Below are 19,240 nucleotides of genomic sequence, written 5' to 3'. Positions count from 1 at the left end.
AAGCCAATAGCTACGACTTGCTCTTGCCTGCAACGGCAGCCACAGGCGTGGTGCTCGGCTGCTTCTCGAACATCAGCAGCGGGCGGACGATGACGCGGCCATAGGCCTCGTAGTGGTGCTGGGTCGAAACGGCATTCTTCAGCGGCGTCGCGTAATTGGCTTCGAACGTCATGAACTGCGCATAGGTCCAGGAGAAGCCCACGCCGACCGAGGTCATCTCCGTGACGCCGGGGAATGTCGAGTACACCGCACCCCAGTCGGTGAAGATGTAGGTGTCGAATCCCCTCAGCCATTGCGACCAGTTGTAGTGCAGCTCGGCGTTGAAATAATAGCCGCTGTCGCCGGACGCCGCGTTGGTCGGATAGCCGCGCACGGTGGTGGGGCCGCCGATCGTGAAGATCTGGTCGCCGGGCAGCAGCTTTTCCTGCGTATATTGCCAGCTCGCCAGCACGTTGGCGCTGAAATTGGCGGGGCCCGCGGCGCTGTTCGCGATCAGCGTGCCGGTATAGGTGTTGAACGTGCGGTTGTTGCCGAGCACGTGGTCTTGCCATTCGATGTAGTTCACCGCGGGCGAGACCGTGATCGAATAGGTGTTGCCGGAATTGGTCACGGAGACGCCGGCCGTGGCCTTGTCGTAATGGTCGTCGGTCACCGCGACGGTCGAGAACCGGCTCACCGTCTTGCCCTCGGTCTCGGCGGCGTTGAGCAGCACCAGCCAGTTTTGCGTCACCCACACCGGCTGGCTGAAATTGACCGCGGCCTGGCTCGACCGCCCGGTGACGTCGAGCGCAGTGAACGGCCCGTCGATAATCTTGATCTTGCCCTCGGTGTAGCTGACGCCGGCGCGACCGCCCCAGGGGTTGACCGGGATGCTGTAGGCGACGTTGCCGTTGAGGTTGCCGTCGGAGCGGACGCCGTAAAAGGTCAGACGGTCGTCGACGCCGAACAGGCCGTGGCGCTTGTAGAAGGTGCCGCCTTCCCAGCGGCCCGTATTCTCCGAGCCCTGGTTGTCGACAAAGAGCTGCCAGGTATCGACCGGCGGCTCGATCACCGCAAACTGCAGGTCGGTCAGGCCGAAGCTCGAGCCGGGCTGGAGCAGCGCCTTGATCTGCACGTCGTTGGTCCGATTGAACCAGGTCACGTCGCGATTGAGCTTGGGGACGTCGAGGACCTCGCCTTCCGGCTCCTTGACGCGCTGAAGGATGTAGTCGGTGCGGGTCTGCTTGTTGCCCTCGATCGTCGTCTTCTGGAGCCGGCCCTCAGTCAGCTTGATCTTGACAACCCCGTCCTTGGGATCCTGATCAGGCAGGGTCGCGATGCCGGTCACGATGCCGCGCTCGGTGTAGATCGCATTGATATCGGCGACGATCTGCAGCAGCGCCGCGATGTCGACGTTCTTGCCGACATATTTCTTCGCGATCTCGTCGAGCTCGGCCGGCGTGATGAATTTGGATGGGTCGAATTCGAGCTTGCGCAGGCGGAATTTCGGACCGCCCGGCTTCATCAGCGGCGATTTCTCACGTGCGCCGCCGATCACGGCCGGGCCGTTCAGCTTGGGCGGCTCGCTCTGTTGTTCGAACTGGCGGCGTTGGCGGTCGACGTCGTTCTGGATCGCGCCGGGATTGATCGAGGGCACCTGCGCGCGCGCGGCCACGATGCTCGACGCTGCAAGTCCCACCCCCAGTGCTGCCCCCAGAACCCGCATCTCGACCTACCACGCCTCCGCGAGGCGACTCACCGCCGGCTTCGTCATTGCATCCATCGCTGCGTCCTTCCAGCCCGGACGACCCGCGCGCTGCCCCTGGCGGCGTAGCTTGCGCATGTCGTTGAGCCCTTCGACGTTCACCGCGGGACCCGACCCGATGGTCTCGACCGGACGCGGCGAGAGCAAAGCGTCGAGCCGTGCATGGCCGGAGAGACCGAGCTGGTAGAACGTCCCTGCCCCGCTCTTCCGCGCCAGCCAGGTATCGATGCTCTCATGCCCCTCGCCGTCGACGGCGATGTTGCGGGCCATACTGGCACCGGTGTAGTCGCTGCAGCAGGCGTGGTTAGAGCCGTAATTCGTGACGGTCGCCGAGATATCGCCGGTGTAGGACACCACATAGGCGTTGGTGACAGTGGCGTTGCCGACCTGGCTTAGCGTGAACACGCCGCCCGGCTGGTAGAGCTGGAGCGTCGGCCAGTTGGACGGCGCCAGCGTACGGTTGTTCAGCAGCACCTGCTCGCTCGCCGTGGTGAGCGTCAGCTGGCCCGGCACGTAGCCGTTCAGGACAGTCACAGAGTGCGCATCGGTCAGGATGTTCGCATCCACGACCTTGAGCTGGTTGATGATGATGCTATCCGGGTCGATCGTGACATTGGCCGAGGTCGCGACGCCGCCATTGTAGCCCGTGATGTTCAGGATCAGCGGAACCGGCGGGTTCGAGCGGATCTGCTCGCCCCTGACGGTGATGGTATCGGCGGCGAGGTCGAGCTCCTTGACCACGCTGACCCAGTTGATGGTCAGGTCGCCCGACGACGTCATCTTGACCACTTCGCCGGTGATCCGGTCGAACGAGACGCCTCCGGCCACATCGAAACGGGTATCGCCGCTGGCGGAGATCGATCCGCCGCGAAGCTTGCCGGTGTCGGACTTGATGTCGAGATCGCCGGCATCGCCCGGGATGCCCGTCGTGGTGATCTGGCCGAAGACGATGTCGTCGTGGGCATGCAGTGTTTGCTTGCCGCCGCTGGTGGTGGTGCCGAGGGTGATGCCTCCGGCCGTCGCCGTGACATCGAGCGTGCCGCCGGCCGTGAGGTTGTCCCACTTGACGACGGTGCCCTTGAGAACCGCGTTGCCGGTCGAGGCCGTGAGGTTATGACCCATGTTGGTGCCGGCGGCGATCAGCGACGCCGAGCCATGAGCCGAGACCGAGCCCAGCGTCGGCACACCGCCGGCCATCACCGTCTGCGCCAGGATGAAGCCATTGTCCGCATCGACATTGATGCTTCCGGCGTCGCCGGTGATGCCCGCAGCCGTCAGCGCGTTGAAGGTCACGTTGTCGTGGGCGTGGATGGTCTGCGTGCCGCCGCTCTGCGCGGTCTGCAAGGTGATGCTGCCCAGGCTCGCGGTGGCGCCCAGCGTCGATCCGACGTTGAGGACGTTCCAGTTGATCGGGCCGCCGGCGGTCAGCAGGCCGGCGCCGGTCGTCGCCGCAAACGTGTTGCCGGTGATGGTGGTGGCGGCCAGCAGCGTCGCCGAGCCATTGGCGGAGACCGAGCCCAGCGTCGTCGCGCCGCCCGACGTCACCGTCTGTGCCAGGATGAAGCCGTTGTCGGCAGTGACGCTGATGTTGCCGATGTCGCCGGCATTGCCGGTGGTGGCGAGCGCGTTGAACGTCACGTTCTGGCTGGCGTGGATCGTTTGCGAGCCGCTGCTGCCGGCGGTCCCGATCACGATGCTGCCGTTGGCAGTGACGGCGCTGAAGCTGCCGCTCGCGCCCACAGCCGTTCCCGCGGCCACCTGGTCGAGCGTCAGGCCGCCGGTGCCGATGATGTCGACGCTACCCGCGGTCGCCGAGAGCACACTCGCCTCGGTGTCAGTGAGCGCCTTCAGATAGACGTTGCCGGCGCTCGCGCTGGCCGAGAACAGGCCTGCGTTGAAGGCGAGCCGGCCCGTCGCGCTGCCGATGCCGTTCGACGCGCTGAGCGACAGCGCGGCGCCGGCGCCTAAGGTCACGAAGGTGGTCTGGCCGTCGCCATTGCCGATGATCGCGCCCAGCGATGCCACGCCACCGGCCGTGACGATGATCGACGGCGCGTTGCCGGCCGCAGCGTACGACAGCGACGTGTTGAGCTGGCCGAGGACTGCATCGCCCGTCGTGGTGACCGAGATCACCTTGGCCGCGTTGATGGCCGAATAGGCGCCCATCGACAGCGTCGCGGCCACAAGCGTCACCCCGTCGGTGGTGCTGGTCGCAACCACCGGCGCGGCGCTGGTGCCGGCCGCGAAGGTGATGCCGCGGTTGGCGAGGAGCTGCATCAGGCCGTCGCTGGTGAGATCGGCATTGATGGTGAGTGCGCCGCGCGACGCGTTCAAGGTCATCGCGCTGCCCGCCGTCAGCGATCCATAGGCACCGCTGGTGCCCACCGCGAGGTCGCCGGTGACCGCAAGCAGGCTGAAATCGCCGCCGGCGGAGCCGGTGACGGCGCCGGAGATGTTCACCTGCAGCGGCTGGAAGGTCGCGCCGTTGAAGCCGATATTGCCGCCGGCGCGCAGGTCGAGGTCGGTGCCGAGGATGTGGATCGCGCTGCGGTCCGTGAAGCCGGCCTCGGCGTAGATGCTGCCGGTCGCGGCGAGCTGGATCTCGTTGCCCGCGGAAATATTGCCGAGGACGAGATCGCCGGTGGTCTGCTTCACATAGATGCCCTGGCCGGACGAGACCTGGTCGAGCTGGTCGTTGGCCGGATTGGCAAAGGCGATCTGGATCGCATTGGCGTTGCTCGCGGGGTTGCTACTGGCAGCGCCGGGGGCACCGATATTGCCGTGCTCGGCGATCAGGGTGAGGTTGGCGATATCACCGGAGATCACGGGCACGCCGGTCACGCCGGCGGCAGCGGTGATGCCGGTCACGGCGTCGAGCTTGACGTCGCCGCGGCCGGTCACCTGGATGCCGTTGGCTTGTGCGGCCGCGATCGGGCCGTAGCTCGCGGTGATGCCGCCGAGCGTCAGGCTGTTCTTGCTGCCGAGATAGATGTTCGACAGCGCGTTCGCCGAGATCGCGACGGGGTTGTCGAGCACGACGAGGTTCTGCTGCGACAGGCTGACCGTATAGGTCACGACATGGGTCGTCGGATCCGTGACCGCGCCGACGGTGAGCTGGCCGGGACCGGCCGAGGAGAGCAATGCCCGCTGGTCCGTCGTCAGCGACGAGGAATCGACGCTGGTGAAGGTGAAGGTCTGGGGCGCGGCCGAATTGCCGACCGAACCATGCGGCGCGTACAGCATGATCTGGTTCGCGCTGATATTGGCCGCGACATTCGGGTCGATCGGCGGCGGTGCCGCGCCGATCGCGGACGACGAGACCGTGTAGGCGAGCTGGCTCTGCGTCCATTGCGCGCCGGCGGTGATGACGCCGTAGACCCGCTCGGTGGTGGCGAGCGTGTAAGTATAGCGCGCATCGTAGGCATCAAGCGCCGTTTGCAGGGCCGTATTGGACGGCAGGCGCTGATCGGCGGTCGCGACGCCGTCGAACAGTTTTGCGAACAGCGTCGACGACAGCGACGTGCCGAACACGGTCCCCAGCGGATCGGTGGGTGCAGTGCCGAGCAATGTCGTCAGCGAGCTCTTGAGCTGATCGGTGTTGATCTTGCCGAGCAGGAACTGGTCCCTCAGGAACCGCGTCGTGGCCTCGACCTGCATATCCGTCGTCGAGACGTTGGCGGGATCGATGCCGAGCTTGGCGGCGACCTGCGCCCGCAGCACCGTCAGACCCACCGAGGTCGGGTTGTAGGTGCTGCCGTTCGCGAAGGCGATGTTCTTGAGCTGGAAGTAATCGTTGTAGGCCGACGTGACCATCGACTGGTAGCTGTTGACGGCGGCGGTGGCGGGATTGCCGTTGAGCAGGTCGAGATTGGCCCAGACGGACTGGAGATGCGCGCTCTCCGCCGCGGTGATACCGACGGCCGTCTGGCCGTTCAGGATGTTGGCCTGGTTGCCGTCAGAGCCGGCCGCCTCCAGGAACACCGGTCCGCTGGTCGACTGCACCGTGCCGATGCGCAAATCGCCCTTGGACTGGATGATGTAGGCGCCGGTGGCCGAGCTGCTGTTGAGCACGCCGCCGTCGACGGCGCCGCTCGCCTGCACCGTGCCGCTCGCCTGGATCACCAGCGGATTGATGTTGGTCAGGGTGGACGTGCCGTTGACGACGCTGCTGGTCGCGCCGATCGCACCGGCGTCGGAGTCGATTTCGATGTTCTTGCCGATCACGACGGGGTTGGCGACGTTGTAGGCGGTCGCCGAGTTGATGTCGCCGGTCGCCGAGAGGAAGACGTTGCCCTGCGGCGTGGCGCCTGCCGAATTCACCTTCACCTGGTTGATCGACATCGCGCCGGTCGCCGAGATCGCGATGTCGTGGTCGATCGAGCTGGCGGTCAGGCTGCCGCCATAGATCTGCACCTGGACAGGCGTTTTGGTGGTGCCGAGCGAGCCGATGCCACCGTCACCCCGAAGCGTCACGCTCGTACCCGAGATCACCGGGTTGTTGGCATTGGCGGCGACCGTGATGGACGAGTTGGCGCCGGTGGCGTTGAGCGTCGTTGCCCCCTGAACGTTGTTGATCGACCCGTTGACGACGATTCCGGAGGTCGAATTGACCACGACGTCGCTGCTGCCGCCACCAGTGAACTTGATGTTGATCGGGTTCGACGCCTTGACCGTGTTGGTCAGCGTGAGCGTCAGGTGATCGTAGATCGCCTGGTACCAATTGTACTGGCCGTCCGCGCCGCAGCACGCGTTGGAGTGGGTGTTGAGTCCAACGGGGCTCCCGTCCGGGTTCACGCCCCCCGCCCAGTGATAGCTGCCGGTGGCGGTGGTGACCTTCTGGTAGTTGGTGCTCTGCGTGCCAGAAACCAGGCTGATCGAGCGGGTCCAGTCCTGGCCGGCGGTCTGCGTGAAGCTCCAGCCGTAGTCGAATTGCGTGCTGGTGGTCGGACGATCCAGCGTCGCCGTGTCGACCCACTGATAGAGCATGTTCTCCTGCGTCGCGTACTGGATGCCTGCCGTACCTGTCCTGGCTGCAAGCATCGAAGGATCGATCGCGGCCGCAGTGACGCTATTCGTCTCGTATCTCGATACCTGCTGGTTGCTCGCCGCCTTGGGATCGTAGACCCACCACGTCGTTTTGCCTTTCAGCTGATCGACGATCTCGACCACGCTCTGGGCGGTGGCGCTGGTGTTGATGGTGTTGGTGACAAGCTGGAGCCCGCTGGTGTTGTTGACCGTGACCGTACCGGCGCCGCCCTTGATCTCGATGTTGCCCTGGGTCTGGGTGCTGTCGGTCGAGGTCGAGATGATCTTGCCGTTCAGATAGACGTAGCCGGCGGCGCCCTGCGCCACGCCGTTCAGGATGAGCTGATCGGTGAGAGCGTTGTACCTGACCCCGATCTTGGCGTCGCCAGTAGCCGACGCCGTCACAGAGCCTGAGACGTCGTAATAGACGCCGTTCCGTGCGTTGGCCTGGGCCGCGGCAAAGTCCGCGCCGCCGTTGCGGTTCTTGAGGCCGTTGCTGCCATAGATGGCATCGTACGCCGCGGCGCCGATGTTGACCGAGTAATTGCTGCTCGAGCCGGCTTGGATGGTGCCGTTGATGTTGATCACCGACGCCGAGATGATGACCGCCTGGCCGGTGATGGTCCGGGTGGCCGTCGCGGTGGCCGGCGTATCCGCGGTCTTCGGCGTGATCGCATCCGGCTGGATGTTGATGACCTGGAAAAAGCCCGAGCTGTCGCAGGCTGTCGCACAATTGAACGGCGTCTTGTACGGACCGCTATCCGTGTAAACGTTGCGGCCGTCATAAGTCGTTTTCTTCCACTGCGCGAGCACGACATTGGTCGAGTCCAGCGACTGCCCCTCGATGATCTTGAGCGTATTGACGTCCGGCACGCTGCCGGCATCGGGAGTGCTGGTGTTCCCAGGCGTGCCCCGGCCCACCGGCAGGAAGATCGACGAATAGAGCGAGAGCCCGTCGTAGTACGTCATCAGCATGCGCGCGGTGAAGATCGTGCTGGCGTCGGCGTTGCCGACCGGTTGATACACGCCGTGGCTGCCGTCGACGCAGCAATAGTAGAAATACGGATGATCCCCGCCCGAACCGATATGCGGAGCGGTGTAGTAGTCACCATAGGCGCCGAGATAGGTCGCCGCCGTCATCACCGCCGTCAGCGCGTCAGTCGGCCGGTTTTCGGTCGTATCCCATTGCGAGGTGACCGCGCTGCTGCTGTCGTAGAAGCTCCCGATACCGCCGAGGAAGGTGAACGTGCCTTTGGGCACCACGATCTGGACGGTTGCGGCGCTGAGTGACTGCGATGCGACGACACTGCCGAGATTGTTGAGGACCTTGAGCAGGCCGTTCGCGTTGTTGGCGGCGCCGTTGAAATAGATGTCGGGCGTGCGGGTCAGCACATTGCCGTTCTGGTCGATGCCTTGGCCGCTGTCGGGATCCAAGCGGTTGTAAGTGGCCGAAACGTCGATGACGGGCGTCGCACTCGGCATTGCGGTGAAGGTCACATTGGAGTGCGAGTCGGCATCGACATGGTCGATCTGGCGGTAGGTGATGTTTCCTCCGCTCACATCGGTGACCGTGAGATTGCCGAGGCTCATGAAGTCGAGGCCCTTGTTCTCGATCTTGATGAGCGGCGAGCTGCGCGCGATGACCGACGGCGCGGTCGGGTTCGTGCCGCTGTTGCCGGTGAGCTTCTGAGCCAGGATCGAGACGTTGCCGGCGGACACCAGCATGTCGCCGAACGCGAAGGCGTTACCGGGCGCGTCGGAGGTGAACGGCGCCTGCTTGATCAACGTGTCGATCTGGCGCTGGATGTCGCCGGTCGTATCGGTGCCGGACGGCGACATCGTGGCGGGCGCCGTGGGCGTCGCCGCCGCGAGCTGGGAGCGAACTTGAGCCGCGGTCAGGCCGGTCAGCGTCGCCAGTTGGTCGACGACCAGCTGGTAGGGATTGAAGTTGCCGACGATGGTGTACTGGACCGCCTGGTGGTTCCAGCTCATCACCGAGCTCAAGTGATTGACGTCGGAAACGGACTCGAGGGTCAGCTCGGAGTAAGGGCTGGTCGTGCTCAGGGTCGGCGCGCTCGCGCCGAGCTCGATCGTGACGGTCAGGTCGTTGTTGATGCCCGCCACCACCAGGCCATTGAGTGCGACATCGCCGGTTCCGCTGGTGTGGCTGTGATTGTCGCTGTTCTTGGCGCTGAAGATGTCCAGATACGGATTGTAATTGCTGCCGTTGCCGGCGGCCGTGACCTGCCCCTGGGTCGCACCCAGGTAAATGTTCTGCACGCCGAGCACGCTCGAGGTGTTGGCGAGCGTCAGGCTCGTGGTGTCGTCGGCATTGGCCGTGCCGCGGTAGAGTGTGGAGATCGGGATCGCGGTGTTGTTGTAGACGACCGTCGTCGCCGTTGCCTGCACGCTGCTGAAGACGCTGCCGTCGCCGGCGAGGCCGGCATACATGGTGATGTCGCCCCAGGCCTCGATCTTCGCGTTGTTGCCGACGCTGACGCCCTGGGTGGCGTGGACCCAGGTGTTGGTGCTGGCGCCGACACCGGCGATCGCGCCATAGAGGCTGGCGTTGGCATTGTTGGCCGCCGCCATCTTCGCCGCCGTGCCGACATAGATCTTGCCGGCGCTGAAGAGCTCACGGGCATTGATATTGACCTGGAGCGTGGCGTTCGCCGTCATGTCGGACTCGGCGCCGCCGCCGGCGAAGAGCGCGGCCGTCGCCAGGCTCACCGTGTCGTTCGTATTCAGCGTGTTGTAGGCCTCGATGTTGATCACCCCGTTCGACGTCCGCGGATCGTCGTTGAGGCTCAGGACCGTCCCAGCATCGATATTGGTGGTGACGGTCTGGGTGACGGTCGAGTTGCTGAGCGCCGCGGCGCCCGCGAACATGCCGCCCGAACCCGACCGCGCGCCGCCGCCGGCCTGATTGACGATGTCATTGGAGATGACAGTCATGTTACCACCGGCGGAATTGATGATCAGGTGCGTGCCGATCTCAGCGGTCGTGTCTGTGGTGACGGTGTTTTGCGCGCTGCCACCGGAGACGCCGGCGGTGGAGGCCTGGTAGGCATCGCCGCTGGCGCCGTAATTCGTGGTGTGCTTGGCGCTCACTTTGAGGCCGCCAAAATAGAGTGTGTCGTCGGCCCCGTTGCCGTCCATCCGCGCCTGGGTGGTCGCAGTCGAACTGGTGGTCGCCACCGCCGCGGCACCCGCATAGGTGCCGCCTGCGCCGACGATCGCGTCGGCGGCGTTGACATCGACGCCGGTCGCGAGGATCTGGAGAATACCGGTGTTGGCCGCCGACGTGATCGCGCCCGCCCCGAGATAGGCGTAGGTGTGCGCGCTGGACGAGACCTGCGCGACGCTCGCGCCCAAGGCCAGGAAGCCGCTCGAAAGGCCGGTTGCCTTCGCGTACTGGGCGCTGTCGTTTTGGGCTGCAATGGTCACGTCTGCGTCGGGAAGCGTAATTCCGGTCCCGCCATAGGCGTTGACCGTCGCATTCTCCGAAGCTTTGGCGTAGCTGCCCTGGGCACCGATCAGCGATCCGCCACCGCCTGCGAGTGCCCAGGCGTAGGTCGTCGTGCCGCCCGTCGGGACCAGCGCCATGGCGGCCACGGAGACCGCGCCGCCTGAGAAGATGGCGTCGTTGCCGATATCGGCCGTGACCTGGGCGCCGACCGTCGACTGGGCGACGGCGACGCCGACCGCACCGCCGCCGACCGAGACGCCGATCGCGCTGCTCGACAAATTGGGCGTGATCGACGCCGACACCAGCGTGCCGAGCCCGGTCGCTGACGTCGCGATCGTCGCGCCCGCGCCGATATCGGCGGTCACGCTCGAATTCTCATGGGCCTCGGCGTCCGCACCGACGCCCGCGACGATACCGCCGCCGAGCGCAGTTGCCGTCGTGGTCAAGGTGCCCGCGCCTTGCGCACCGACCGCGAGCGTCGAGGTATTGATGTCGGCCCCCTGCAGCACATCTGCCGAGACCGTGCTCGACCGGCTCGCCGTCGAGACCGAGGCGCCGACCGCCGCGGCGCCGGCGGTGACACCGCCGGTGAAGACGATCTGGGTCGTGGAATCCTGCGCCATCACGGCGACACCGGCGCCGCCCGTCCCGGTCACGGAGCCGCCGAGCTCTGCCTTCACGTGATTTGAGACGTTGCCGATCGCCACCGCGGCATCCGCGCCGAAGTAAAGTCCCGCTCCGCCCGCGATCGCCTCGGTGTTGATGGTCTGGCCGCCATAGGCCCCGCCGCTGGCGTCCTTGACCACCGCGGCCACCATGACGGACGGCGCGGTGACGGCCGAGCTCAGATTGGCCGTCACGTTGCTGCTGACACTGGTGTAGCCGATGCCGGCACCGATGCCGACATTCTTGCCGAAGCCGGCGCCGAGCAAATACATCTTGGTCGCGTTCGCGCTGGTGGCGCCGACGTTGACCTGCGTCGTCGAAATAGCACTGCCGCCCGCGATCTGCGCCGTGACGCCGTCGGAGCCGCCAGCCAGCACCGTGCTGACGTCGTAGGTCGAGGTGACATGCGCATTGTTCGGATTGCCGGCGGTGCCGCTCGCGACGGCATCGCTGCCGTGCGAATTGCTGGTGCTGTTGTTGACGGCCGTGATGGTGCCGTTGTTGTGGCCATTGCTGTCGCGCTGATCGAGCTGCCCGGTTTCCTGCTGCTGCGTATCGGCATCGGCGGTGTTGGAGCCGATGATGATGACGCCGACCGTCGCGCCGATGCCGACGCTGCCGCCAACGCCCGCGGTGACCGCGTAGGACAACACTTCCTTGGTGCTGAGCGCATCGACATTGATCGCGCCGGAGGAATTCAGGTCGCTGTTGTTGATTTCCGCAGTGGTCTGGCTCTTGAAGACGAGCACGTTGGCGGCCGCGCCGATACCGACGCCGGAGCCGCTGGCACCGATCGCGATCGCGCCGGCGATCTCCTTGATCTCGACATCCTCGTTCGCGCCGACGGTGACGGCGCCGGCCGCACCACCCGTCGGCGATCGCAGCGTGGTGTCGTAGACACCGGCGATGGTGGTGTTGTTGGCGATCTCGATGTTCGCCATGCCGGCGATCGCGGCCGATCCGGTCGCGAGCGAGCCGCCGACCGAATAGGCCTGGAAGCGATCGACCGTGTTGGCCTCGACGTCGAGCGCGCCGCTCAGATTGAGCGCGGTCGTGTGCGTCGTGTTGCCGCCATGATAGTAGAACTCGTCGCCAACATAGGCCTCGGTCCGGTTCGCCGAGACCTGGACCAGGAAGGCCGCAGAGACCGCCGCCTGGCTGCCATAGGCCGCCGAGCCGCCCGCCGAATAGATGGCGGTGGTGTCCATGGCATTCACGGTGAGCGACGACGCCGTCATCGCGCCACCGTCGACATAGGCCTCGGTGGTCGCCGTAAAGACATTCAGGGCGACCGAGCCGGTGTTGAAGCCGACGCCGATCGAGGACGCATCCTGCTCGGCATTGGCCTTCACGGTGACGGCGCCGACGGTCGCGGACGGCGTCGACGACAGACTGCCGACGGTCGAATTGGTGACATACGCCATCGTGGTGCGCGACATCGTCGTCGAGATGACGGTCGCGCCGCCACCGCCGGTGCCGGTCGGGGGCACGATGCCGGCGCCGAACGCGCCGGAATAGGAGAAGCTCGAGGCCGCGACGTCGATCTGCGGCAGCAGCCCCGCGCTGGTCAGGCGCGTGTCGATGCTGGCGCTGTCGATATAGGCGGTGGTCGACCCGCTCAGCACCGAAGTGATCGGATTGACCATGATCGAGATGCCGGTGCCGGCTGCGATCGTCATGACATTGGTCACGACGGCCTGGTGCGAGCTCGCGACCACGGCGAGGCCCTTCACCGTGTCCTGGATCTCGCTCAGATCGGGCGTGTGGTCGGTCGGCGCCTGGAAGCCGCTGAGATCGTTCGCATGCGCCAGCGTACCGCTATTGACCGACAGCGTGTCGGTCGAGCTGGTTCCGAGCGCGTCGACCTTGGTGTTTGCTCCGCTGATATACGCCGAGGTGCCGCCGGTGATCTGGTTCGTCACCATCGAGCCGGCGCCGCCGGCCGGGCCCTTGGAGATCGAGAGCGCGCCGGCGGACACGACAACGTTGTCCGTGTTGCTTGCGATCACCGCGACGTTGTTGTTGGCGATGACGTCGGATCCCTTGGTGGCGCCCAGCGCGGCACTGTCGGTGATGCTGGCAGTGACGTTGGTCCCCATCAGGTTCGTCGCGACCGAGCCTGCGAGGCCGACCTGCGAGGAGATCGCGATACCGACGGCGACGGTCGAGATCGTGGCGTTCGAGCTTGCGCCGAGGGCGACGGTGCCTGTCGAGGTCACCTTCGAACCGGTGATGCCGGCGCTGACATTGTTGGCAATATTGCTGTTGACGAGCGCCAGACCCGCGGCGTTTCCGCCATTCGGCGCGATCGCGGCGACTGCAGCCGAACCGGTGATCTTGGAATTGTCGGTCGCGTTGATCGTCACGGAGCCGGCCGACACGGTCGAACTCGTGGAGTTCGACTGGCTCTTGCCGATGCCGGCCGAAACGGTGTTGGTGATCGAGCTGATCGTCAGCGCCGCGGTACCGGCGAACTGCCCGCTGGCCGCGCCGATGCCGAGGGTGACCGACTGGATCGCCGAGGAGTCGGTTGCGGTCACATTGACGCGGCCGACCGCAGTCGTCAGCACGTTGGCAATGTAGGCCGAATGCGTCGTCGCGATGGTGTCGTAGACCAGCGAAGCGCCGATATCGTTCTTGGCGGCCTCGATGACGCCGGCGACGGAAACGATGCCGCCGCCTGGTCCGTTACCCACCCCCCCATTGAGCGCGGCCGCACTGAAGTCGACGCAGTTCTGCCCTCCGGTGCCGCCGTGGGTCGTACAGGTGTCCGACGCGAGGAGCCCGTTGTTCGACTTCTTGACCAGATTTCCGAGCGCGGTGTCCAGCGCTGACACGTCGCCGCTGTCGGCGATCACCGTGATCGACCCGACATTGATGCTGACCGTCGCACCGCTGTCGATATAGGCCGTCGTGGTCGGCGATATCTCGTCAACCACGATGGCACCGGTCAGCGAATTGCCGTTCGTCGACGCGCCGCCCGACGCCGCGCCGGCCGCGATCACGCTGGCATTGTCGGCGAGCACCTGCAACGTGTCGTAATTGGAGATCGAGCTCGAGAGGATGTGGGCGTCAGTCGCCTTCCCGCTCGTCGGATCGGAGATCGAGGCATAGGTCAGCGCGATACCGACACCCGCCTTGCCACCCGAGAAATAGAGCACGCCGCCGCCGATCGCGATGTTCGTGGTCTGGTAGGCGTCGACCTCGAGGGTGCGGTTGACCACGCCCGTCCGGCCCGTGACGGTCGAGTTCTCGATATAGGCATTGGCGCTGTCGGTAATGATGCCGACCGAGGCCGACAACGAGGCGGAATTGGCCTTCGATCCCGAGATGCCCAGCGCGACGACGGTCTCGGAGCCGCCATTGAGCGCCATGACCTTCAAGGTATCCTGATTGTTCAGCGTCGTGCCGTAGATATAGGCGAGCGTGTGGTTGCTGGACATCGCCGAGGCGATGGCGCCGCCGACGGCCACGCTGGTCGATCCCTCGCTCCCGGCCATGTTGGCCGCAGCCGAGCCGGAGCCATTGTCCAGAATGGTGTCGTTGAGCGCCTGGACCAGTGTCTTGGTGCTCACCAGGCTCGTCGTGGTGTATTTGTCGATCGTCCCGGCGTTCTTGATATAGGCGCTGGTGCCGAGCGAGACATCGCTCACCGAGGAGCTGCCGGCGAGATCGATGCTGAAGCCGCTGGTGCTCGATCCGGACTTCGCACCGACTTGACTCGCACCGGCTGCAACGCCCGCGGTACCGCCGGTTGCGGCCGACGTCACCGCCCCCGCCTTGGTCGCGAAGCTGGACACGCCCGGCTCCGAGATCGCTGCCGCGATCGAGGCCGCCGTGATGCGTCCGGACGTCGTCGCGGAAATGATCAGGTTGTCGGCCTTCACCGAGCCGCTGCCGCCGCTGGTTCCCGAGAAAGGATCGTCGACGTTGAAGGCACCGCCCCGGATATCGCTGCTGTTGTCGCCGATATAGGCAGCGGTGTCGGCGGTCGCCCCGAGATAGGCGACGGCGAGACCGACCGCCGAGTTGGCGCTGATCGAGACCGCGCCAGCGATCGACAGCATCGACAGGTCCTGGGCGGCATAGATGTTGACGGTCGGCGCCTCCACGGTCGCGCCTGCACCGATCGAAGCATGGGTCGTGTTGTCGACCAGCGCAATCGAGGTGATGCCGTTCAGCGCCAGCGAACCCTGGGCCTTGCCCGACGTCGGCGCGACACCGAAGAACTGATCGGTCGTGACGGCTTCGACCGAGATGTTGTCGTTCGCCTTCACCGTCGCATTGGCGGCGACGCCGGCGATGGTGTTGTTGGAGAGCTGGACCAGATTGAGCGAGCCGCCGAACGACGAGCCGCCGGACGTGTTGCCGATGAAGCCGAACGTGCCGATGTTGCCGGCGACGTCGATCGAGGCGGTATAGGAGTTGGCCGTGACGGCAAGCGTCGCGTCGAAAGCCTGGGTGCCGTTGTTGAGGTTGGCCGTCCACGCGCCGCTGCCGCACGACGCGACGGTGCAGGTCGCATTCAGGTTGGCGTCGGTCGCGACCCATGCCGTGGTGTTGTTGTGGACGATGAAATTGTTCAGCGAGCCGGAAATTCCGAGCGTGTCGCCTGCGTCGGCGCCTGCGTTCGCGTAGCTGGTGATGATGTTGCCGCTGACGCCAAGACTGCCGTTGAGATGGCTCAACACCTCGGTCAACCCGGCCCATTGGGTCCAGGTGTTGGTGATCGGCATCGAGGTGTTTGCAGCGACGCCGATGTTCGGCGCATTGATGGTCACGCCTTCGCCGATATAGGCATTCGAATTGTGGGTGTAGTTGCCCCAGGCCACGGCCGCGCTGACCGCGTAGGACTGGCCGTTGATCGGGCTCGAGGTGATCGCCGCCGTCGTCGAGTTGTTGCGCACGCCGACGTCGGTCACGTTGGAGACCACCGCGACGTTGCCGGTCGTGTAGATCGACGGCGCGCCGCCGTTTGGATTGGTCGCGATCGCCGCCGTGGCATTTTCGGTGCTGTTGGCGAGCGTGAGCGCCGCGGAGGCCTTGAGATTCAAATCGGCCGTGAGCAGCGTGCTGGTCATCTGCGACACGATGATGCTGGTCGGCGCGGAGCCGACGGCCAGAACACCCTGCAGGCCCGCGATCAGCGTGGGCGTGCCGGTGATGGTCGACGCCATTGTCGAGTTCGACGTGGTGTTCGAGACGGCATTGACCGTCACCGGGCCGGTCATCGGATTGGCGCTGGTTCCCAGCGATGATCCCAGCGTGGCGTTGGCGGAGGTGTTGATGTTGCTCATCGCCATCGCGCCGCCGACATTGCCGTTGAGCGCAGGATTATCCAGCGCGACCGATGTCGCCGATGTCGAGAAGCTGTTGTTGTTGGTCGCGTAGATGGCAAGGCCGCCGGCCGAACCGCTCGCCGTCCCCGCGCTCAGATGGGCGCCGGTCTCGACATTCGCGTTGGTCGTCACCGAGGCGTTGGTATAGGCGAACGTCGCCACCACGGCCGCGCTGGTGGTTGCCGCGATCGCGGCGACGTTCACCGTGGCGTTGTTGGTGGAGGTGATGTTCAGGTAGCCGCCGGCCGAAATGGTCGCGTTGCTGGCGACGTTGGCGGAAACGTTGCCGATGACGTTGCCGACCACGGCCGAAGCGCCGAACGGAAGACCGCCGCCGATCGTGGATGCGAGCACCGGATCCGCCGCCGTTTCCGACCCGGTCGCGGTGATCAGGACGTTGCCGCTCGCGGAAATATTGGCATGACCATTGATGGCAACGTTGGCCGTCGCGCTCGCGGCGACATAGCCGGCATTGACGCCGAGGTTCAGCCCGGCGACGGTCTCGCCGAGCATCGCGAAAAGACCGGCCGTCGAGCTCAGCATGTTCGACACGGCCGTCGAGGTCGCGCCGATGCTGATGTTTCCGCCGGTGATCTGGCCATCGACCGTGATGCCCGTCGTCGCATAGGCGTGGCCGGACACCAGGGTCTGGCTGGCCGTCGCCGCGAGGGTGACGCTACCGTCGGTGTAGCTGGTGCCGGAATTGACCGCCTGGGCCAGAATCTTCGCGCCGTCGACGATGGAGATCGTTTTCGCGTCGAGCTCGACATTGTTGGCATTGCCGGTCGAATGACCGTTGACGTCGAGACGGCGGGCATCGATCACGGCGTGCGCGGCGAGCGTAATCGAATTGTCCGCCTGGACGACGTAAGTCGCACCGGCGCTCAGCGCTGCGATGGCGTTGGCGACGGACGTGTTCGACAGGGTCACGCCGGCGTCGCCCTGGCCCGCATCGCCGATCACCACATCGGTCGGGTCGATCACCAGCGTGCCCGCCTTGCCGTTCGGCGCGCTGAGGTTGATGGAGACACCGCTGCCGATGTCGATGACGCCGTTTCCGCTGAGCTCGACCAGGCCCGCATTGCCCGTCTTCGAGCCGGCGTTGATCGCCGCACCGCTCTTCACGGTCAGGTCGTTGCCGGCCTTGACGAGGACACCGCCGGCATCGCCGGTTCGGCTCGCCGTGCTCAGCTTCGCATTCTTGCCGATCTCGGCGTTGTTGCCGGCCACGACCGCAATCGTGCTCGGCGTCGTGGTCTTGCTGCGCGCCGTCAGCCGTCCGTTGACGGTTGCGTTGTTGACGGCCCCGATGTGGATCGAGCCGTTGCTCACGGTGATGGCGCTGGCGCTGCGCAGGCCCTTCGAATTGACGGAGGCCGCGAACTTCGCGGCGTGATCGAGATTGGCGATGTCGCGCTGGCTTGCGCCGCCGACGAGGACGTTCTGCCCGGTCAGGCGGACGCCGTCGATGGCGTTGATCCGGCCGTAGATCCTGACATTGCCGTCCGGCGACACCGGGAACGAGCCCGCCATCAGATTGCCGACCGCCGTGCCGTTGATCGCCCCTCCGGGTCCGATCAGGCTGTCAGTGAACTCGCGCGTCGGCGTCGAGACGTTGAGGCTGCCGACATTCACCGTGCCGCTGCGGCCGACGACGAAGCCCTTGGGATCGGCGAAGTAGACGTTACCGCCGATGGCACCATTCATGTAGGAGTTCAGCGTGCCGTTGACGTAGACCGGCGCGTCGCGAACGATGTTGACCAGGTTCTGCGTGCCGGTCGGCAGCTGCAGATTGACGGTGTTGCCCTGCCCGACGCTGAACTGCGAGAACGAGTTGAAGGCGTTGACGCCCGCCACCGTCGACGTCGTGACGTTGGTGACGCCGCCGGAGGTCTGCAAGGCGGTGCCGGTGCGGCCGTCCGGAACGATGACGTTCGCCGTCTGCGCCTGCAGGCGGACGCTGAACACCGGCAGGAAGACCATCTGCATCGCGCAGAGCAGCGACATCGAACGGAAGCGTGCAAGTCCCTGCAGCATCCGTTCGTTGTTGTCTCGCCTCGCAGACGGTCCGCGCATTTCAGATCCTCTTCATCGGCATTGGCGCCGATCCACAACCGCGTGGGAGAATGATGTGAGATCGTCCCGGATCAGAACTGACCGGGCGGAAGCTTGAAGACGTCGGGGCTCTTGGCGTCGGCCACGTAGAACAGCAGCAGGCTCGTCGGCGTGAGCACGCGCTGGTTGTTCTCCTTGTTCTCGAACGTGCCCTGCAGCAGCAGGATCACCGAACGATCCTTGGCGTCGCTGCCGCGGAACATCACGATGCCGCCGTTGACGGGCATGTTGACCGCGATGGAGTCGGGCTTGAAGCCCTCGCTGAGGAAGTGCGCGCGCAGGATGTTGGCGTTGGAGAACAGCTTCTCCGCCGTCAGCGCCGCATCGGTCGCCTTGGACCAGACCGCGCCGATCTGGATCAGCGACTTGGACTTGTAGCCGAACACGTAGGAGAGCTCGGCGGTGCCGCCGCTCGGCAGCAGATCCGGAACGGTCAGCAGCACGCTATGGGTCAGCTCGGACGGATTGTCCTGCGACTTGATCGCGTCGGCCTTCGGGTTGAAATCCTTGGTCATCGCCACGCGCACGTCGGCCTCGTTCATGCCGAACTTGGCGGAGCGGAAACCGTCGATCGTCTTGGTCTTGTCGTCGGCGGGCGCCGTGGCGGCCTCGCTCGAGGCTGAAGGTGCCGCACTGGCAGGGGCTGCCGCGCCGGGCGACGCACCGGCCGCGACCGCCTTCGGCGCCGTCGCAGCCTTCTGCTTGGGCGCCGCGCCCTGCACGCCTTGAGCCGCCAGCGGCCCGGCCGCAACAATGGTGAGAAGGCCGACAAGGGCCGGGACAAGGTAGATTTTGCGCATCGTAAACCTTCGAAACAAACCTGAAACAACAGCTCAAAAATCGGCAGTTACGAAATCGGCTTCCCCGAATCGCCGTCCGCAA

Annotated in this window: 3 protein-coding genes; all 3 read right to left on the bottom strand. The window is 65.5% G+C overall.

Annotation, left to right across the window (positions count from 1 at the left end):
• Positions 1–10 precede the first annotated feature (10 nt).
• The gene (locus tag NLM31_RS16305) at positions 11–1,705 is read right to left on the bottom strand and encodes a ShlB/FhaC/HecB family hemolysin secretion/activation protein (RefSeq protein WP_254130328.1); all 1,695 of its coding nucleotides are present in this window, start codon (positions 1,703–1,705) and stop codon (positions 11–13) included.
• Between the two features lie 6 nt (positions 1,706–1,711).
• The gene (locus NLM31_RS16300) at positions 1,712–18,319 is read right to left on the bottom strand and encodes a leukotoxin LktA family filamentous adhesin (RefSeq protein WP_254192874.1); all 16,608 of its coding nucleotides are present in this window, start codon (positions 18,317–18,319) and stop codon (positions 1,712–1,714) included.
• A gap of 71 nt (positions 18,320–18,390) precedes the next feature.
• Positions 18,391–19,158 carry a hypothetical protein gene (locus NLM31_RS16295; protein WP_254130326.1) on the bottom strand — a complete coding sequence of 256 codons (768 nt, stop codon included), beginning with the start codon at positions 19,156–19,158 and terminating at the stop codon, positions 18,391–18,393.
• Between the last annotated feature and the right edge of the window lie 82 nt (positions 19,159–19,240).

It is taken from the genome of Bradyrhizobium sp. CCGUVB4N (genome assembly GCF_024199945.1).
GTDB lineage: Bacteria > Pseudomonadota > Alphaproteobacteria > Rhizobiales > Xanthobacteraceae > Bradyrhizobium.
Note: the sequence above shows the minus strand (reverse complement) of the source record. Positions and strands in the feature narration are given on the sequence as shown.